The 18,627-nt window shown below is 63.9% G+C and carries 19 protein-coding genes and 1 riboswitch; of the genes, 8 read left to right on the top strand and 11 right to left on the bottom strand.

From position 1 onward, the window contains the following. Window position 1: 1 nt before the first annotated feature. Window positions 2–733, bottom strand: coding sequence for a DUF1003 domain-containing protein (locus ABHM97_RS07905; protein ID WP_235520684.1), 732 nt, complete (start codon window positions 731–733; stop codon window positions 2–4). Then, the gene (locus ABHM97_RS07910; protein ID WP_144648468.1) at window positions 714–1,997 is read right to left on the bottom strand and encodes a magnesium transporter MgtE N-terminal domain-containing protein; all 1,284 of its coding nucleotides are present in this window, start codon (window positions 1,995–1,997) and stop codon (window positions 714–716) included. The genes ABHM97_RS07905 and ABHM97_RS07910 overlap by 20 nt, the downstream gene beginning before the upstream one ends. 76 nt (window positions 1,998–2,073) lie before the next feature. On the opposite strand from ABHM97_RS07910, the gene ABHM97_RS07915 reads away from it, so the two are divergent. Then, complete coding sequence (locus ABHM97_RS07915; protein WP_257369270.1) at window positions 2,074–2,883, top strand: YflT domain-containing protein; 810 nt, start codon at window positions 2,074–2,076, stop codon at window positions 2,881–2,883. Window positions 2,884–2,978: 95 nt separating this feature from the next. Here the strand turns inward: ABHM97_RS07915 and ABHM97_RS07920 are convergent, their stop codons facing one another. Further along, window positions 2,979–4,562 (bottom strand): aminopeptidase P family protein, encoded by a 1,584-nt coding sequence (locus ABHM97_RS07920; protein WP_349470238.1) that lies wholly within the window; start codon window positions 4,560–4,562, stop codon window positions 2,979–2,981. 80 nt (window positions 4,563–4,642) lie between these two features. On the opposite strand from ABHM97_RS07920, the gene ABHM97_RS07925 reads away from it, so the two are divergent. Then, a complete protein-coding gene (locus ABHM97_RS07925) occupies window positions 4,643–5,488 on the top strand; it encodes a PHP domain-containing protein (protein ID WP_349470239.1) in 846 nt (281 codons plus the stop codon). After that, entirely contained in the window at window positions 5,488–6,096 is a 609-nt protein-coding gene (locus ABHM97_RS07930) for a MarC family protein (protein ID WP_235520680.1), read from the top strand. Before ABHM97_RS07925 ends, ABHM97_RS07930 begins: the two co-directional genes overlap by 1 nt. A 10-nt stretch (window positions 6,097–6,106) precedes the next feature. On the opposite strand, the gene ABHM97_RS07935 is transcribed toward ABHM97_RS07930, so the two are convergent. The 4 genes from ABHM97_RS07935 to thiE all read right to left on the bottom strand — a co-directional run bounded on the left by ABHM97_RS07935 (window position 6,107) and on the right by thiE (window position 11,188). Next, a complete protein-coding gene (locus tag ABHM97_RS07935) occupies window positions 6,107–6,985 on the bottom strand; it encodes a DNA-methyltransferase (protein WP_235520679.1) in 879 nt (292 codons plus the stop codon). An 8-nt stretch (window positions 6,986–6,993) separates the two neighbouring features. Further along, the gene (locus ABHM97_RS07940) at window positions 6,994–8,682 is read right to left on the bottom strand and encodes a DEAD/DEAH box helicase (protein WP_235520678.1); all 1,689 of its coding nucleotides are present in this window, start codon (window positions 8,680–8,682) and stop codon (window positions 6,994–6,996) included. Window positions 8,683–8,959: 277 nt separating this feature from the next. Further along, window positions 8,960–10,438 (bottom strand): RNB domain-containing ribonuclease, encoded by a 1,479-nt coding sequence (locus ABHM97_RS07945; protein ID WP_349470240.1) that lies wholly within the window; start codon window positions 10,436–10,438, stop codon window positions 8,960–8,962. Window positions 10,439–10,504: 66 nt separating this feature from the next. After that, a complete protein-coding gene (gene thiE, locus ABHM97_RS07950) occupies window positions 10,505–11,188 on the bottom strand; it encodes a thiamine phosphate synthase (RefSeq protein WP_349470241.1) in 684 nt (227 codons plus the stop codon). A 27-nt stretch (window positions 11,189–11,215) separates the two neighbouring features. Continuing rightward, a riboswitch (TPP riboswitch) is annotated at window positions 11,216–11,335 on the top strand. Here thiE and thiO point away from each other — a divergent pair. The 3 genes from thiO to ABHM97_RS07965 all read left to right on the top strand — a co-directional run bounded on the left by thiO (window position 11,328) and on the right by ABHM97_RS07965 (window position 13,615). Continuing rightward, window positions 11,328–12,581: a glycine oxidase ThiO gene (gene thiO / locus ABHM97_RS07955; protein ID WP_349470242.1), complete on the top strand. Its 1,254-nt coding sequence runs from the start codon at window positions 11,328–11,330 to the stop codon at window positions 12,579–12,581. (Overlaps the previous riboswitch by 8 nt.) Beyond that, window positions 12,578–12,814, top strand: a complete 237-nt coding sequence (gene thiS, locus ABHM97_RS07960) for a sulfur carrier protein ThiS (RefSeq protein WP_257369263.1) — start codon at window positions 12,578–12,580, stop codon at window positions 12,812–12,814. The genes thiO and thiS overlap by 4 nt, the downstream gene beginning before the upstream one ends. 3 nt (window positions 12,815–12,817) lie before the next feature. After that, a complete protein-coding gene (locus ABHM97_RS07965) occupies window positions 12,818–13,615 on the top strand; it encodes a thiazole synthase (RefSeq protein ID WP_349470243.1) in 798 nt (265 codons plus the stop codon). Window positions 13,616–13,672: 57 nt separating this feature from the next. Here the strand turns inward: ABHM97_RS07965 and ABHM97_RS07970 are convergent, their stop codons facing one another. The 3 genes from ABHM97_RS07970 to ABHM97_RS07980 are packed head-to-tail and all read right to left on the bottom strand — an operon-like array spanning window position 13,673 to window position 15,022. Next, a complete protein-coding gene (locus ABHM97_RS07970; RefSeq protein ID WP_257369261.1) occupies window positions 13,673–13,975 on the bottom strand; it encodes a hypothetical protein in 303 nt (100 codons plus the stop codon). A 37-nt stretch (window positions 13,976–14,012) separates the two neighbouring features. Continuing rightward, window positions 14,013–14,237 carry a DUF3107 domain-containing protein gene (locus ABHM97_RS07975; RefSeq protein ID WP_018776516.1) on the bottom strand — a complete coding sequence of 75 codons (225 nt, stop codon included), beginning with the start codon at window positions 14,235–14,237 and terminating at the stop codon, window positions 14,013–14,015. 50 nt (window positions 14,238–14,287) lie between these two features. Next, window positions 14,288–15,022 carry a TetR/AcrR family transcriptional regulator gene (locus tag ABHM97_RS07980; protein WP_284986571.1) on the bottom strand — a complete coding sequence of 245 codons (735 nt, stop codon included), beginning with the start codon at window positions 15,020–15,022 and terminating at the stop codon, window positions 14,288–14,290. 6 nt (window positions 15,023–15,028) lie between these two features. On the opposite strand from ABHM97_RS07980, the gene moeB reads away from it, so the two are divergent. Further along, entirely contained in the window at window positions 15,029–16,231 is a 1,203-nt protein-coding gene (gene moeB, locus ABHM97_RS07985) for a molybdopterin-synthase adenylyltransferase MoeB (protein ID WP_349470244.1), read from the top strand. A 38-nt stretch (window positions 16,232–16,269) separates the two neighbouring features. Next, window positions 16,270–17,259, top strand: a complete 990-nt coding sequence (locus tag ABHM97_RS07990; protein ID WP_349470246.1) for an SDR family NAD(P)-dependent oxidoreductase — start codon at window positions 16,270–16,272, stop codon at window positions 17,257–17,259. A 9-nt stretch (window positions 17,260–17,268) separates the two neighbouring features. Here the strand turns inward: ABHM97_RS07990 and ABHM97_RS07995 are convergent, their stop codons facing one another. Further along, the gene (locus ABHM97_RS07995) at window positions 17,269–18,588 is read right to left on the bottom strand and encodes a glutamyl-tRNA reductase (RefSeq protein ID WP_349470247.1); all 1,320 of its coding nucleotides are present in this window, start codon (window positions 18,586–18,588) and stop codon (window positions 17,269–17,271) included. Window positions 18,589–18,627 lie beyond the last annotated feature (39 nt).

An 18,627-nucleotide genomic window follows, 5' to 3' on the forward strand; every position in this document is an offset into this window, starting at 1 on the left:
GTCAGGCTCGGCTTTCGGGGTTCTCGGGTGTTCGCTTGGCAGTGGAATGCTGGGGGCCGGCGCTCCGCGGCGGCCGGACCTTGGGGATCTGCTGGGTGCGGGGTCCGCGGGACTTGTCCCGCTTTTCCTTCAGCTTCTCCTTGACCTTTTCTCCGGAGGATTCGCTGCCATCGGTGGCGGGATCGTGCTCGCGGAGCTCTTCCTGGGCGTCGATGATGTCTTCCAGGAGGCTCCGGAGTTCGGCCCGGACGTAGTCACGGGTGGCCACTTCACGCAGGGCAATACGCAGCGAAGCCAATTCCCGGGTCAGGTACTCGGTGTCGGATAGGTTGCGCTCAGCGCGTTGGCGGTCCTGCTGGAGGGAGACACGGTCGCGGTCGTCCTGCCGGTTTTGGGCCAGCAGGAGCAGCGGTGCTGCGTAGGAGGCCTGGAGCGACAACATCAGGGTCAGGAGGGTGAAGCCAAGCTCCATCCGGTCAAACTGCCACTCAGTCGGCGCGAAGGTGTTCCACGCCAGCCAGAACACACAAAAGATGGTCATGTAGACCAGGAACTGCGGGGTTCCCATGAAACGGGCGAAACCCTCAGTGGCGTTGCCGAAGGCGTCCGGGTTGGGGGAGAACTTGGGCAGGATGCGTTGGCGCCCGCTCAGGGGCGTATCCAGGCTGCTGACGGTACGCCCAGTGGCCTTGGGGGATCGGGTGGCGTTGTTATCAGCCAATGCGGCCTCCAAGTCTCCTTATAGGGGCGTCGTCCTCGTGGGCGCGCCAGTCATCCGGCAACAGGTGATCCAGCACGTCATCAACAGTCACCGCCCCCACAAGGCGGCCGTCGTCGTCGACAACTGGAAGTGAATTCAGGTTGTAGGTTGCCAAGGTCCTGGCGACCTCGCTGATGTGGGCTTGGTCCGAGAGCGGCTCAAGGTTCTTGTCCACAAGGTTGCCCAGAGGTTCCGGCGGCGGGAAACGCAGGAGCTGCTGGATATGCACCACGCCGAGGAATCGGCCCGTAGGCGTCTCCAGCGGAGGGCGGGCAATGAAGATTGATGAGGCCAAGGCAGGGGAGAGCTCCTCGCGCCGGACGTGGGCCAGGGCCTCCGCGACCGTGGCTTCCGGCGGGAGGATGACCGGGACAGGGGTCATGAGGCCGCCTGCCGTGTCTTCGTCGTACTCCAGGAGCCGGCGCACGTCCTCGGCTTCCTGAGGCTCCATAAGCTGCAGCAGTTCCTCGGCCTGCGCTGAGGGCAGCTCAGCGAGGAGGTCTGCGGCGTCGTCAGGATCCATCTCTTCAAGGACGTCTGCGGCGCGCTCCACGTCCAAGGCCGAGAGGATTTCCACTTGGTCGTCCTCGGGCAGTTCCTGCAGCACGTCCGCGAGGCGCTCGTCCTGGAGCTCGCTGGCCACTTCGAACCGGCGCTTGTCGCTCATTTCCTGCAGGGCTTCGGCAAAGTCGGCAGGCTTGAGGTCCTCGTGGGTGGCCACGAACTGGGTGGCCGCCTGCGGCTCGTTGTGGGCGCCCGTCTGGGCATCGGCCCAGTCGATGATCAGGGTCTCGTTGCGACGCAGCCGGCTCAACGGCGACAGGGAGTGGCCGCGGCGGACGAAAAGTTTGCTGACGAACCAGTCCTTGGACCTGTGCTGGTCCATGGCGATGTCCTCGATGGTGGCATCCCCGCTGCCGTCGGCAAGGGTGACGCGGCGATCAAACATCTCGGCCACCACCAGGGTCTCGGCTCCCCGCTGCTCGAAGCGTCGCAGGTTGACCAGCCCGGTGCAAATAATCTGTGTTTGGTCGATGGACGTAATGCGCGTCATGGGCACGAAGACGCGCTTCTTGCCGGGAACTTCCACCACGATGCCCACCACGTGGGGGGCTCCACGGGTGCCCCTGGAGAGCACCACGACATCGCGCAATCGGCCAAGACGGTCACCCAGGGGGTCGAAGACGTCTAGGCCGAGCAGGCGCGCGACAAAGACGCGTGAGGGATGTGTGCTCATGTTTACAGGCTACCGAGTCTGCTCTCTTTTAGCTGAATTCCAGCCGCTTCACATGTCAATGGGACACAATGGGGCTATGTCTAACATTTTTGGTGGTCCCAAAGCTGTCGAGGAGTCCCGGAGCGTCCCACAAGGAGACACCGTCGGCTCATACACCTCGTATTTGGATGCCCAAAAGGCGGTGGATTATCTGGCAGACCAGCAGTTCCCGGTTCAGTTGGTATCGATCGTGGGCAACGACCTCAAAATGGTTGAGCGGGTGACCGGTCGCCTGAGCTACCCGAGGGTGGCCCTGTCCGGTGCTTTGAGCGGCATGTGGTTTGGCCTGTTCGTCGGTGTGATGCTGTCCTTCTTTACGCCGGGCGGCGGACCGTTCTCCATCATCACCTCGGTCCTGATGGGCGCGGCCTTCTTCATGCTCTTCGGCATCGTCACCTATGCCACCCAGCGCGGGAAGCGTGACTTCACCTCCACAAGCCAGGTGGTGGCCACCAACTATGACGTGATCGTCGCCATCGAAGCAGCCCACGAGGCCCGTCGCCTGCTCCACCAGCTGCCGATGAACCCCTCGCAGGCGGCAGCGCCGCAGGCAACGAACTACAACCAGCACAGCGCTCCGCTGCAGCAGCCGGGCCAGGCGCCGGAAAGGCCATCCACATGGAATGACCCTTACGGCCAGCGCGGCACCGGTGAAACCGGCACGCAGGAAAACGGGGATCCGCACGCCGGCGTTGCGCCGTCGAACCACCAGCCGCCGTCGGCTGTCCGCTACCCCGACCTGCCCGACGGCAGGCCGCAGTACGGTGTCCGCGTGACCGAAGGCCACAATGCCCCGCGTGAAGACGGACAGCAAGCCGGCTCCGAGGACACACCGAAACAGCAGTAGTCCCCGGCAAAGGACAAATGCACAGAACAAAGGGAAGGCCACCGGATCTCCGGTGGCCTTCCCTTTATGTTGGCGTTTGCCCTGGGCTGCGCGGGCTAGCCCTGCGACTCCTGGTAGATACCAGCCATCCATGATTCGACGTCGGCTGCCTTGCGGGGCAGGGCGGCGCTGAGGTTGACCGGGCCATCGGCTGTCATCAGGATGTCGTCCTCGATGCGAACACCGATTCCGCGGTACTCGGCAGGGATCGCAAGGTCCTCATTCTTGAAGTACAAGCCGGGTTCGATGGTAAAGACCATGCCCTCGGTGAGGATCCCGTCCAGGTAAAGCTCGCGCTTGGCCTGTGCACAGTCGTGGACATCCAGCCCCAGGTGGTGGCTGGTGCCGTGCGGCATCCAGCGACGGTGCTGCTGGCCCTCGGGGCTGATGGCTTCCTCCACGGACACGGGGAGCAGGCCCCACTCGGCGAGGCGTTCGGCCAGGACCGTGGTTGCTGCGGTGTGGATGTCGCGGAACTTCACGCCCGGCTGCGCGGCTGCGAAACCGGCATCGGCTGCGTCCAGGACGGCCTCGTAGACCTTGCGCTGGACATCAGTGAAGGTGCCCGTGGCGGGCAGGGTACGGGTGACATCGGCAGTGTAGAGGGAATCAGCTTCCACGCCGGCATCGAGGAGAAGGAGTTCGCCCGCGTTGACCTTGCCCGTGTTCCGGGTCCAGTGAAGGACAGTGGCGTTGTTTCCCGAGGCAGCGATGGTGTCATAGCCGAGCTCGTTGCCTTCCTCGCGGGCGCGGGCGAAGAATGCACCCTCAACGACGCGCTCGCCGCGTGCGTGGGTCAGCGCCCGCGGAAGGGCGCGAACGACGTCGGCGAAGCCCTCCACAGTGGCGGCCACGGCGATCTTCATCTGCTCGATTTCCCACTCGTCCTTGAGGAGGCGCAATTCCGAGAGTGCTTCGCTGAGCTTCTCGTCCAAGGCATCGAGTTCGCCCAGGTCCAGGGTTTCGGGATCCTTGGCGGTGTTGTACCGGGCGGTGTCCACCAAAGCGTCAATGTTCTCGTCCACCTTGCGGACCAGGCGGATGGAGATACCACCGATTTCCGGGGCGCCTACGTTCTTGGTAATGGCCATTTCGAGTTCGGCGATATGGGCGCAGGAGAGGCCCAGGCGGGCCTCGAATTCCGCCAGCGTCGGACGGGCACCGATCCAGAACTCACCGGAGCGTGAGTCGGCGTAGAACTGTTCGGTATCGCGGCCGGCCAAGGGACGGAAGTAGAGCGTGGCGGTGTGGTGACCGCCGTCGTCGCCCTTGCCTTCAGCCACCGGCTCAAGGATGAGGACGGCGTCGGGCTCGTGGTCCAGGCCCAGGCCCGTGAGGTGCGCAAAGCCGGAGTGGGGCCGGAAACGGTAATCGCAGTCGTTGGAGCGGACCTTCAGCGGACCGGCCGGGATGACAAGACGTTCGCCTTTGAACAGTTCGGAAATGGCACGACGGCGGCGTGCAGCGTGGTCTGCAACGGCGTCGCGCGCAGGGGTCACCTGCGGGGCGGCAGCCCAATTGCTGGCCATGAATGCTTTGAAAGCATCCGATGTTGGCCTCTGTGAGCGGTTGTTAACGCGCTCCTGCAGCGGCTGGGAATTTGCGGAGTCCATGGTTTGGGTGTTTTCGGCATCGTTCACCGTTACATCGTCCCACCAGTTCGGTGAGGAGGCCAACGGCGCAACGCTCCAAGGAGCCCTGCATCCCATAGGCTGGGAAAGTGAGGATAGACCTGCATGCGCACTCCAATGTTTCCGACGGAACCGAGACACCCGCCGGGGTGATCGTTTCTGCCGTATCGGCGGGCCTGGACGCCGTGGCGTTGACGGATCACGACTCCACCGATGGCTGGGACCAGGCTGCGGCAACCGCCGTGGAACTGGGGATTGCGTTTGTCCCGGGCATGGAGATCTCCTGCCGGACGGAGCAGGGCATCAGCGTCCACCTGCTCAGCTACCTCCACGACCCGTCCCACCCCGGCCTCCTCGAGGAAATCACCAAATCCAAGGACGCACGCCTCACCCGCGCAGAGCATATGGTGACGTTGCTGTCCGAGGACTATCCGCTGACCTGGGACGACGTGATCCACCATGTGGCACCCGGAGCGACGGTGGGCCGCCCGCACATTGCCGACGCCCTGGTGGCCGCCGGAGTCGTCGCGGACCGCACAGAAGCGTTCACCTCCATCCTTACCTCCCATTCGCGGTATTTCGTGCAGCACTACGCGCCCAACCCGGCGGTCGCCGTCGAGCTGGTGCGCGCGGCAGGCGGCGTTCCCGTGTTCGCCCATCCGGTGGCTTCGTCCCGGGGACGGATCGTGGGGGAACGCACCTACCGTGAAATGATCGACGCCGGCCTGCTGGGGGTTGAGGTTGACCACCGGGACAACCCGGAGGACGGCAGGCGGTTCCTGCGCGAGCTGGCTGCCCGGCATGGGCTGCTGATGACAGGATCCTCCGATTATCATGGCACCGGCAAACCGAACCTCCTCGGCGAAAACACGACGCCGGCCGACGTCCTGGCCCGCATTGAGGACCTGGCGACGGGCAGCAAGGTAGTCCGTTGATGGACCTGCAGTTGCTGGCCTCGGTGATCGTCACGCTGTTCGTCATCATGGACCCGCCGGGTACAGTCCCGATCTTCATGTCGTTGACGGCCCAGATGTCACCGAAGGACAGGAACCGCTCGGCTTTTCAGGCCCTTTTGGTGGCCACGGGCGTGATCGTAGTTTTCGCAATTTTCGGCCAATCGATCCTGAACTACATGCACATCTCCCTGGCGGCCCTGCAGGGTGCCGGCGGCCTGCTGCTGGTGCTCATTGCCCTGCAGCTCTTGACGGGGTCCACCAGCGGCGAGGAAAACGCCGCGAAGTACAAGAACGTGGCCTTCGTTCCCCTGGGTACGCCGCTGATGGCCGGGCCTGGTGCGATCGTGGCGGTCATGGTGTTTGTCCAGCAGTCCAAGGACCTGTCAGGCTACCTTGCCGTTGGCCTGGGCATCGCGGTGGTGCTCGCCTCGCTGTACCTGGCCATGCGGTTCGCGGGCGTGGTCCAGCGGGTCCTTGGGGAGAACGGAGTGGAGCTGGTGACCCGCATTGCCGGCCTTTTGCTCTCTGCCATCGCCGTACAGATGATCGCTGACTCGGTGACTGCCTTCGTGAAGGGTGTCGCCTGACAGCTCCCGGCTAGGACGCCGTGGTTTGGGCCTGGTGGAACACGGCCTTGCTGCCCAGGCGTTTCCGCATGACCTCAATGGCCTGCTCGTTCTGGTCGACGCACACGAAGTTCCGGCCCAGTTTGGCTGCCACAGCGCCAAGGGTCCCCGATCCGGCAAAGAAGTCCAGGCACCAGTCGCCCTCGCGGCTTGATGCCGAAACAATCCGGCGGACCAGGCCTTCGGGTTTTTGCGTGGGGTAGCCGGTCTTTTCGCGGCCTGTCGGCGAAACGATGGTGTGCCACCAGACGTCCGTGGGCAACTTACCCAGCTCACGTTTGGCGGGGGTCACCAAGCCCGGAGCCATGTAGGGCTCCCGGTCCACTTCGGCGTTGTCGAAGTGGTACTTGGTGGGGTTCTTCACGTACACCAGGATGTTGTCATGCTTGGTGGGCCAGCGGTTCTTGGCCCGGGCGCCGTAATCGTAGGCCCAGATGATTTCGTTCAGGAAGCATTCCCGGCCAAAGATGGCGTCGAGCATCACCTTGGCGTAGTGCACCTCGCGGTAGTCCAGGTGCAGGTACAGGGTGCCGTCGTCTGCCAGCAGGCGCCAGGCTTCCACGAGCTTGGGCTCCAGGAAAGACCAGTAGTCGCTGAAGGCGTCGTCATAGCTGTGCAGGGCGCCCTTGATGGTGTCGTAGGAGCGGCCCTTGAAGCCCACGCGGTCGCCGTCGCCGTCCGAGTTGCGGACCATCCGGGTTTCCTGGCGTCGCTGGACCCGCCCGGTGTTGAAGGGAGGGTCCACGTAAATGAGTGTGAAGGCGCCGTCCGGCAGCGTTGGAAGGAACTCCGCGTTGTCCGCGTGTACCACCAGGTTGCCGCCGTCCGGCGCCCAAACAGTTTCAGTCATTGAGGAAATTAAGCCTCGGTGCTGCCGGACTGGGCAGCTGCGGTCTGACCGGAGACTACTTCGCCGTTGCGGCGGCGGGTCCGGGTGCGACGTGTACGTGCGGGCTTCTCGGAATTGTCCGTGCCCGTTTCCGGGGCTGCGGCAGCCGGTGCCGCTTCGCCTTCGGAGGTACGACGGCGGCGCGTACGGTTGCGTCCGCCCTCACCCTTGGATTCGCCGGAGTCGGCCTTGCCGGAACGTCCACGGCCGCCATCGCGGCCACGTCCGCCGTCACGGGAGCCGTTACGGTCCGAACCGCCTGAGCGGGAGTTCTTCTTGCCGGTCTCGCCGAGGTCCTCCAGGACCTCGGCGTCCACACCGGCCAGGGTGCGCTTGTTCCGGGGCAAGCGTCCCTTGGTTCCCTCGGGAATATCAAGGTCGGTGTAGAGGTGCGGCGAGGAGGAGTACGTTTCAACCGGCTCCGGAACGCTGAGTCCCAAGGCCTTGTTGATGAGTCCCCAGCGGGGCATGTCGTCCCAGTCAACGAACGTGACGGCGGTGCCCTTGTTGCCTGCGCGGCCGGTGCGGCCAACACGGTGCAGGTAGATCTTCTCGTCTTCAACGCACTGGTAGTTGATCACGTGCGTGACGTCATCGACGTCGATGCCACGGGCGGCGACATCGGTGGCAACCAGGACGTCCACCTTGTTGTTGCGGAAGGCACGCAGGGCCTGTTCGCGGGCGCCCTGGCCCAGGTCGCCGTGGATGGCTGCAGCCGCGAACCCGCGGTCCACGAGTTCCTCGGCGACCTTTGCGGCGGTGCGCTTGGTCTTGGTGAAGATGATGGTCCGGCCACGTCCGCGGGCCTGGAGGATGCGTGCCACGACTTCGGTCTTGTCCATGCTGTGGGCACGGTAGATGAGCTGGCGGATGTCCCGCTTGGTCAGGCCCTCATCGTTCGGGTCAGCCGCACGGATGTGGGTGGGCTGCGTCATGTAACGACGTGCCATCGCGATCACGGGGCCAGGCATCGTTGCGGAGAAGAGCAGCGTCTGCCGCACGGCGGGAGTGCCGGCGATCAGGGTCTCAACGTCCGGAAGGAAGCCAAGGTCCAGCATTTCGTCGGCCTCGTCAAGAATCACCATCTTGACGTTCTTCAAGCTCAGGTGCTTCTGCTTGTAGAGGTCGATGAGTCGGCCAGGGGTACCTACGACGATCTCGACGCCCTTCTGCAGCGCATCGATCTGGGGTTCGTAGGCCCGGCCGCCGTAGATGGTGGCGATGCGCGCGTTGCGCTTGCGCGAGGCCGTCTGGAGATCGTTGGCGACCTGCACGGCAAGTTCGCGCGTGGGGACGATGACCAAGGCCTGCGGTGCGCCGGGGACGGCGAGCTTGTCATAGCCGGCGTCGTCGCGCCCTACAACGCGCTGCAGGGCAGGCACGCCAAAGCCGAGGGTTTTGCCTGTACCTGTCTTGGCCTGGCCGATGATGTCGTGGCCGCCCAGTGCGACGGGCAGGGTCATGGCCTGGATGGGGAACGGGTGGGTGATCCCGGCATCTGCCAAGGACTCCACGATGTCTGCGCGCACGTTGAAGTCTGCGAACGACTTCTCTTCGATCTCGTGGGGCTTCTCGTCCGAGACGATTGTTTCCTCGGGCTCGAGGGTTTCTGTTCCGGTGGGGTCCGTCAGGACTTCATGGGTATGCAATTCACTCACAGGGAGTTTCCTTATTCATTTGGGCATTGGCGCCGCATGCTCAACGGGGGCGGCATAGCCGTACCGGAGCACCAACGGGCGCGCAAGCAAGTCCAGTGGAAGCCGATCGCGGGCTATCTAAGTACTGGCACTGGTGACCAGTTGGTACATCTCAAGATCGCGTAGGGGCGGGCTTGTTGAGTTCAAAAATTAACTGAATCAACGACCGGGCATCCATTACTACACGCCCAGTCTATCCTCTGGGAGCCCGAAAGCCCGGATTGGGGATTGAACGGCGCTATGGCAGCAGTTCAAACAGGATCTCGCGGCTGGCAATGTCAGCCTTGACCAACCGGACGCGGACCTTGGTCCCGGACTCCAGTTCGCCGTCGCAACGGGCGGTCACGGCGGGCTCCGCTATTTGGACGATTCCGTAAGGACCGCCGTTCCCGTTTCCGTTCCCGTTGCCCTTTCCGTTCCCGTTTGGCTTCGAGCCGGAAATGACCACCGCATCAAATTCCTGGCCAACATGGTTGGCAACCAGTGCCGCTTCCACCGTATCCAGGGCGGCACGCTCGAGGCGGCCAGCGAGTTGATCGGACGAGGCCATGATCTCGGGCAAGGACGGCAAGGCTTCCCGGGCCCAGGCAGGGATGTCGCGCTTGTTGCTCAGTGCCTCGCAGATCACCAGGACGAAACGGTCGATGAGGCGGCGCAACGGTGCTGTGGTGTGCGCGTACGGAGCGCCGATGGCTGCCTGGATGACTTCCGTCGGGACCTCGCCGTCGAAAGGTGTGTAGTTGGCACCCCTGAACAACGTCCCGGCTGAGTGCAGGATGGCGAGTTGCTTCGGGTCTGATGCGTCCAGGGTCCGCAGGTATTCGCCGTAGCTGATCCGTCCATCCCAGGGTTTACCAAGGGCCGTGGTCTGCCTTTTGAAGTGACGCAGGGAGCGTTCATCCGGTGCGGGCATGGTGCGCAGTATGCCAACCTTGCCGTCCAGCATCAGCTGAGCTGCCGCCATCCCGGTCATGAGTGAAATCTGCGCGTTCCAGTCCTCCACCGGCAACGACGGGGCAGCAACGATCCTGTACCCGCCGCCGTCGGCCGCTTGGACGATCTCCTGTTCGGGCATGTTCAGGCTCGCGCCGCCGCGGAGGCGTTCGAGTTCTACCCGTTTCAACCCCACTTCCTTGAGGAGCTGCAGTACAGGCGGTGCCGTTCCGTCGTCGATCTGCTCCTGGACGCCCTTGTAACTTAGCTTGGCCCGGCTGCGCACGGTGGCGCGGCCTACTGTCACCGTCACTGCTTCGGCCTGCGCGTCCAGGACGAAATCCCAGACGAAGGCGCCACAGTCCTGCTCTGCCAGCAGGCTGCCGGCATGTTCGCTGATGACTTCCGGGTGCAAGGGAATGCGTCCATCCGGAGCATAGAAGGTCTGGCCGCGCCGGCGTGTCTCCGTGTCGAGGGCACCACCGGGAGCCACGAAGGACGGAACGTCGGCGATCGCATAGAGGACCTTGTAACCGTCACCGGCGCGCTCTATGAACAGCGCCTGGTCCAGGTCTGTCGACGTGGCCGGGTCGATGGTGACAAACGGAATGTCCCGAAGGTCGCGTTCAGGCAGCTTCAGGTCCGCCACGGCTTTTCGGGCTTCTTCCACTGCCCCCGTGGGGTAGTCGCCTGGGAGTTCCAGCTCCGTCCGGAGTGCGGCGAGGGCCGCTGCGAGCTGGTCCGACGAGTCGTCGACGTTGGGTGCAATCCGATGATGTGACACGAAAATCAGGGTAGCCCGGATTCCGGGGATCACACCATGTCAAGGCCGCACGGTGAGCGACTTTCGCTAAATTGAGTCCAGGGCTTCCAGCAGCGACTTGGCAGCCGCCGTCGGGTCTGCGGCTTCGGTGATGGCACGGACAACCACGATCCTGCTGGCCCCCGCCGAAAGGACCTGTTCCACGTTGCCCAGGTCGATGCCGCCAATAGCGAACCAGGGGAGCTGCACGGCGCCGTCGGTCGTTTCCGTGGCACGCCTCATCGCTTCTGCGGCATATGTGACCAGGTCCGGCCCAACGGCTTGGCGCCCTGGTTTGGTGGGTGTCGCCCAAACCGGACCGACACAGAAATAGTCCAGGCCGCCGTCGCCGGTAGAAGCGGCAATGGCCGCATTGACCTGCTCCGGAGTGTGCGTGGAAAGTCCAATCGCGGCAGGGGCCGGGAGGAAGGTCCGGGCCACCGGAAGGGGCAGGTCCTTCTGGCCCACGTGGAACACAGGAGCCCCGGAAACACTGGCAATATCGGCCCGATCGTTGACAGCCCACAGTCGGCCGTGCCGCTCTGCCACACTCCGCAGGATGGCCAGCAAGTCCAGTTCTTCGGCTGCCTCGATCGACTTGTCCCGGAGCTGGATGATGTCCACCCCACCCTCGAAGGCGGCATCGACGAAGTCTTTGAAATCGCCCTGTCGCTTCCGGGCATCGGTGCACAAATAGAGTCGGGCTGAGGCGAGGGATTCAGGCTGGGTCATGGGAACCAGAGTAGTTCCTCTACACTGGGCACGTACTGCGGGAGCCGCGACGTTCGACTATGTGACCGTCCGGCTGAGAGGGCTTCAGCGCCGACCGCTTGACCTGATCCGGCTAATACCGGCGTAGGGAAGGGAACACATGGCAGACGCCATTCATGCAGATGTAGCCATTATCGGCGGCGGCATCATCGGGTTGGGCATCGCCCACCAACTGCGCAGGCTGGGCCGCTCAGTCGCACTCATCGACCCTTGGCCCGCAAACGGCGCAACTTTCGCAGCGGCCGGGATGCTGGCACCCGTCAGTGAACTGCACTACCAGGAAGAAGAACTCCTGGAACTCATGGTCGAATCCTCCCGGCTGTGGCCCGCTTTTGTTGGCGCGCTGGCCGGAGGGGCGCACGCCGCCGGATACCGCACGACGCCGACCCTCGCCGTGGGTGCCGACGCCGCCGACCGCCGCGCGCTCGCAGACCTCCGGGTGGTACAGAAGGCTGCAGGCTTGGGAGTGGAGCCATTGGCCCTCCGGGAGGCGAGGGAGCGTGAGCCCTTGCTGAGTCCCCAAATTTCCTGTGCCTTCGACATCCCCACCGACCACCAGGTGGATCCCCGCAAGCTCGCCGCCTGCCTTTTGGCCGAACTGTCGGATCACTCTCCCGATGATCCGAGCTGGGTTACGGGGGCGGACGACGGATTCGCTGTGAAAGCGCTGGCACATCGTCTCCTGTGGGATGAAGGCAGGGTCTCTGGAGTCGAACTCGAGTCAGGCACCAAAGTCTTTGCCACCGACACGGTGGTCGCAAACGGTCTGGGCGCCGCCGGCTTGGACGGCCTGCCCGAAGGGCTCACGCTTCCACTGCGGCCGGTCTATGGTGACATCCTCAGGCTTCGGGTTCCGGACAACCTGCAACCTCTCGTTACCTCCACCGTCCGGGGGATAGTGCGGGGCGTTCCCGTCTACATCGTCCCCCGCGACGACGGCACCGTGGTGATCGGAGCGACCCAGCGTGAGGACGGACTGTCCACGGCCTCCAACGCCGTCTCGGCGGGCGGCGTCTATCAACTCCTGCGCGACGCCCAGGTCCTGGTCCCCGCGGTCGCCGAACTCGAACTCCTGGAGGCAACAGCCCGCGCCAGGCCAGGGACGCCGGACAACGCACCGTTGCTTGGCCGCGTCGCCGGAACCAATGGCGACATTGAGGGTTTGGTGGTTGCCACCGGGTTCTTCCGTCACGGAGTCCTGCTGACACCGGTAGCCGCAAGGATTGTCGGCGAACTGATCAACGGATCGACCGATGCACAGTGGGCCCCTTTCCGCCCCGACCGCTTTACGGCCAGCGCAACCGGTCCACGGAACTTCGTCCCAGCACACGCCCGCAGCAAGGAAAGCGCATGAACATCAAACTCAATGGATCCGACCATGCAGTGGCCGATGACGCCTCTGTCAGCACCCTCGTCACCGCCATCACCGGCCGCGAACTGGACCACAGGGGACAGGCGGCCGACGGCGGCAAGCTGGGTGTCGCCGTCGCGCGCAATTCAGAGGTGGTGCCGCGCAGCCAGTGGGCGGCAACAGCACTCGCCGACGGCGATGAACTCGAACTCGTTACCGCAGTCCAGGGAGGCTGAACAATGACCACAACAAGCACTGCCCCCAGCACCGACGCCTTGGTGATCGACGGCGTCGACTTTGGTTCTCGACTGATCATGGGAACAGGGGGTGCCCCGAGCCTGGACGGTTTGGGCGCTGCGCTCCTGGCCTCGGGTACGGAGCTGACCACCGTAGCCATGCGGCGCTATTCGCCGGCAGAAACCGGGTCTCTCTTCCAGCTCCTGGTGGACCACAACATCCGGGTGTTGCCCAACACGGCCGGCTGTTTCACGGCGAAGGACGCGGTGATGACCGCCGAACTTGCCCGCGAGGCGCTGGAGACCGATTGGGTGAAGCTGGAAGTCATCGCGGACGAGCACACACTCCTCCCCGATGCCGTTGAACTCGTCGATGCTACGGAGCAGCTGGTCAACCGCGGGTTCAAGGTCTTCGCTTACACCAATGATGATCCGGTCCTTGCCCTGCGGCTGGAAAACCTTGGCGCCACCGCGGTGATGCCGCTGGGCTCACCCATCGGGACGGGCCTGGGCATCCTGAACCCGCACAATATTGAGCTGATTGTGTCACGGGCATCGGTGCCCGTGGTGCTCGACGCCGGGATCGGAACCGCTTCCGATGCCGCGCTGGCCATGGAACTGGGTTGCGACGCCGTCCTGCTGGCTACAGCGGTGACGCGTGCACAGAACCCGGTGCAGATGGCGGAGGCCTTCAAGCACGCTGTCATTGCCGGCCGTTTGGCCAGGCAGGCAGGCCGGATTCCCCGGCGCGAACACGCCTTGGCGTCCTCCGCGATGGAGGGACGCGCCGAGTTCCTTTAGGGCGTTAACCAGCGATGGCCATCACCCGCGGGTGATGGCCATCGCTGTAAGTGGCGCTTAGAGCCGGAGGGCCCTGGTGAGGGCCTCGGTATCGTGCTTGGTCCGGGTCCGGCCGAAGTACACCACAACCGCCGCGGCTGCCGCGGTTCCGATGACGATGGGGAGAACCCACGGAATCCAGGTGACCCCCGGTTGGTAACCCAAGCCCGCGCTGATGAAGGCAATCCAGCTCAGCGCCGCAACAGCGGTTGAAACGCCTACCGGTAGGGCGACGCCGTACCTGCCGTGCCGCTTGTCGTTGGCCCAGACAATGAAGCCCGTGGCAATGGCTGCAAGAACAACCACGACGAGTGAAAGCATGAAGACTCCTTAGCGGACGACGGGTGGTGGGGGAATGCTAGAGGGCGCCGAAGCCCACGCGGCGGACTTCCTCGGCGCCGATCTCCACATAGCCCAAAACGTTGCCAGGAACGATGACCTGGCGGCCCTTCTCATCCGTGAGGCGCAATTCCGAGCCCTTGGACACGGCCTCCGCCACGATCTTGGCTACGGCGTCGGCATCCAAAGCGGATTCGAGCACAATTTCGCGGCCAACGTTCTGAATGCCGATCTTTACTTCCACAGCAAGGCCTCCAAGCCAATCAAGTTTTGAATCAGTCCTCTATTTGTAGCTTAGGACTCTTTGGGGAATCGACTGATTCCGCGCCAAGCTAAACGATAGATCAGATCGCTGGCCACATCGAGGTCCAGGTTTCCGTCTGTCTCAAGCCAATACCGCGCGCTGACCTGCGCCATTCCGGCCAGGCCGCGGCCAAGGAGCTGCGCTTCCAGGGGCGGCAGCTTGGTGTCCTCGGCGATGACATGGGCCACGGCGTCCGCAAACGTCTTGTTGAACGTTTCCAGCCGGGAACTGACATCGGGGTCGTTGATGAGGTCCGACTCAAACACCAGCCGGTGCGCTTGGTCGTCGTCGGCAATGAACCTGTAGTAGGCCCGCATGACTGCCTTGACGCGCTCTTTGTTGTCCGTTGTGGAGTTCAGGGCGCTTAGCATCAGGTCCGTCAGCGTCGCGAGATGGCTGTCCAGCAGGGCCATGTAGAGCTCGCGCTTCGACGGGAAGTGTTGGTACAGGACCGGCTTGCTCACATGTGCGGTCTCTGCGATTTCGTCCATGGCTGCGCCGTGGAACCCGTTGGCAACGAAGACTTCCAACGCTGCGTTGAGCAACTGTGCGCGGCGCTCGTCCCTTGGCAGCCTTGGCGATCGAGGCGAACCGGTCCGTTCCTGCTTCGCGGGTGCTCCATCGTTTGCACGTGTGCCGTCAGCCACAGTCTGCCGCCTTTCCTTTGCAGTTATGACCACTCTACCGGTGGGTAATATGACCGGGCGGTATCTGCGGGCATACATTGGGGTATGGCCTCAATTGCTGCTGTCCGCACCGCTGCGCCCGCCGTCCTTCCGCCCCTTGTGGAACCGGCCGCTGAACTTACTCCGGCCGAGGTGGAGCGGTACTCCCGGCACCTCATCATTCCGGAAATCGGCGCCGTGGGCCAACGCAGGCTTAAGAATGCCAGAGTCCTCGTCATAGGCGCCGGCGGGCTCGGTTCCCCGGCCCTGCTGTACTTGGCTGCAGCCGGGGTGGGAACTTTGGGCATCGTGGACGACGACTCTGTGGACCTCAGCAACCTTCAGCGCCAGGTCATCCACGGGGTGAAGGACGTGGGTACGCCCAAGATCGAGTCCGCACGCGACGCGATCGCCGAGCTCAACCCCTTGGTGAACGTGGTCCTGCACAATCTCCGCCTGGATTCTTCCAACGCCCTGGATTTGTTTGCCGATTATGATCTCATCCTTGACGGTGCTGACAACTTTGCCACGCGGTACCTCGTGAACGACGCCGCGGCCATCCTCGGCAAACCCTACGTGTGGGGATCCATCTTCCGCTTCGACGGGCAAGTCAGCGTTTTCTGGGCCGAACACGGACCCACCTACAGGGACCTCTACCCCGAGGCGCCTCCGGCCGGCTCCGTGCCGTCGTGTGGCGAGGGCGGAGTGTTCGGCATGTTGTGCGCGGCTGTTGGATCGCTCATGGTGACCGAAGCCGTGAAGCTGATCACCGGCGTCGGGCGTTCCTTGCTGGGACGCGTGGCACTCTTTGACGCCTTGGGCGGCAGTTGGCGGGAAATCAAGGTGTCCAAGGATCCGGAAGCCGAACCCATCACCGAACTGACCGACTACGAGGCCTTCTGCGGCGTCACTCCCGTCACGGCCACTGACCAGGACCACACCGTCACGGCCACCGAGCTGGCAGCGATGCTCGCCGAGCGGGCGTCAGGGGAGCGGGACTTCGAACTGGTGGATGTCCGTGAATCAGGCGAGCACAGCATTGTGAGCATTGATGGTTCCGTGCTGATCCCACAAGGCCGGATCCTGGCCGGAGAGGCGTGGTCCCACCTGCCACAGGACAAGGACATTGTGTTCCACTGCAAGGCCGGAACGCGCTCGGCGGCGGTCCTGGAGGCCGCGCAGAAGGCGGGCTATACGCGCGTCAGCCACCTCGACGGCGGTATCCTCGCCTGGGTGCGTGACGTGGAACCCCAAAAGCCCGTTTACTGAGCGTTGCCCGTTCCGGCCGTTATCTGTAAAGCTCAACCATGAGCGAAGAACGGGCAGAGACCCAGCAACACCCAATTGGTTCCGGTTTTGGACACGGTTCCACGGCCCGGGAGGTCATCGACGGGATCGACCTCTCCGGAAAATCGGCGATCGTCACGGGCGGATATTCGGGGCTAGGCCTGGAGACCGTGCGGGCACTGGCCTCCGCAGGCGCCTCCGTGACCGTCCCCGCACGACGCGTGGAACATGCCAGGGAAGTGCTGGCCGCGGCCGGGCTCGGCGACGTCGTCACAGTGGAAGAAATGGACCTGGCTGACCAGGACAGCGTCAAGGCATTCGCCCAGCGGTATTTGGCCGGGCACAGTTCCTTGGACATCCTGATCAACAACGCCGCCATCATGGCCAGCCCGGAACAACGGGTAGGTCCTGGCTGGGAGGCGCAGTTCGCAACCAACCACTTGGGGCACTACACCCTGGTTAATGCTTTGTGGCCGGCCCTTGCCGCCTCGGGGGATGCCCGCGTCATCTCCCTCTCGTCCACCGGCCACAAGTTGTCGCCGATCAGGTTCGACGACGTCCACTTTGACGGCGGCTACGACAAGTGGCGCGCCTACGGCCAGGCAAAAACGGCAAACGCGCTCTTCGCCGTGGAATTGGACCGCCTGGGCCAGGACTCCGGAGTCCGGGCCTTCGCGGTTCATCCTGGTGGCATCATGACAGAGCTTCAACGTCATTTGCCCAAGGAAGAGATGGTCGCAGCGGGATGGATGGATGCGGAGGGTAACGTCCGCGAAGGATTCAAGACGCCGGAGCAAGGCGCTGCTACCTCGGTGTGGGCTGCGACTTCCCGGGCCCTGTCAGGTATGGGCGGTGTCTACTGTGAAGACTGCGACGTTGCCAAGCCCACGGACAAGGAATCGCCGTTGGCGAGGTATCAGGGGGTGGACGCGCACGCCATCGACAAGGCGGACGCCGCCAGGCTTTGGGAATTGTCAGCGAAGCTGACGGGAGTCAACGCTTTCGCCTAGCAGGCGGTGTCAGGCGCTTTCGGAGCGGAGTTGCCCGTGATCCACAGGGCACTCCGCGGCCGGGGCTGCTGCAGGTTGCTCAACCTGGATGCCGTACAGCGCCTCAAGTGCTGCGACGTACTCCTCCTGCTGGCCGTTGGCGGCCAGTTCACGGGCCCTGACGGTAGGGATGTGGAGGAGCTGCTTGACCATCCGGCGCAGGGCGAATTCGACTTCCTCCGCGGCAGCCGTGCAACCGTGGCGGGCACGGACCTTCTCCATCTCAGCGTCCAACACGTTCATGGTGTGCCGGCGCAGCGCGACAATGGCCGAATCCACGGAGCGTGCCTCACGCTCGGACTCAAAGGAAGTGGCCGCGCCGGTGACGATTGCGCTGGCCTGGGACAACGATTCTGCCTGTTCCTGGGGTGCAGCGAGCCGGACGGATTCAAGCGTGAGGAGTTCCACGCCGTCGAGTTCGCCGACCGCGGGATCGAAATCATGGGTCAGGGCGAGGTCGATCGCAATCAAGGGCTTATTGGACTGTGCCCGGACGCGCGCAAGGTCCGCTGCTTCCACGCGGTTGTCCGAACCGCTGCAACCGATCATGACGTCAGCTGCGGCGACAGCAGCGGGGAGCGTTTCGGCGTCGAGCGCTGTACCCCCGCGGGTGGCTACGAAAGCCTCGGCACGGCCGGAGGAAGAATAGACGGAGATCGCGGTGCAGCCGCGTTCGCGCAGGAGTGACATGGTGGCACCCGCATAGGCGCCGGTGCCGAAGACTACGACGTTCTTGGTGGACCAGTCATCGTTCTCGGCGAGGTCGGTGGCGAGGTCCAAAGCAACGGAGACAATCGACAGGCCGCGGGAGCCCAACGCTGTCTGCGCGCCGACGTCCTTGGCGGTTTTGGAAGCTGCTTGGAAAAGCCGGACCAAGCCGGAGCTCGCCGTGCCTTCCTGCTGGGCAGTGATCAGGGCGCGGCGGACCTGGCCTGCGATTTCGCGCTCACCCACCACTGCCGAGTCCAGCCCGGCGCTCACGGCGAAGAGGTGCCTGGTGACGTCCGGGCCGGTGTGGGTCGCAAAGGAGCGGGAGACGAGTTGCTCGTTCAGGCCGCTCAGTTCGCTGATCTGGGACACCAGGGCAGAGCGGGCCGCTTCGATGTCATCGCCGTTGCCTGTTTCGCCGTAAATCTCGTAGCGGTTGCAGGTGGCAAGCACCACCGCACCGGAAACCACGGGCGAATCCGTCAGGGCCGCGGAGGCAAGCTCGGAGGAACCGTTGCTCAACTGAGCGACAGTTTCAAGGTCGATGTCGGCGTGTGTAGCCACCAATGAGAAAAGAACCACAGCAACCCCATCATAGCTTTTTCGTAGCCCGGTAGAACA

It is taken from the genome of Paenarthrobacter sp. CAP02 (assembly GCF_040137855.1).
GTDB lineage: Bacteria > Actinomycetota > Actinomycetes > Actinomycetales > Micrococcaceae > Arthrobacter.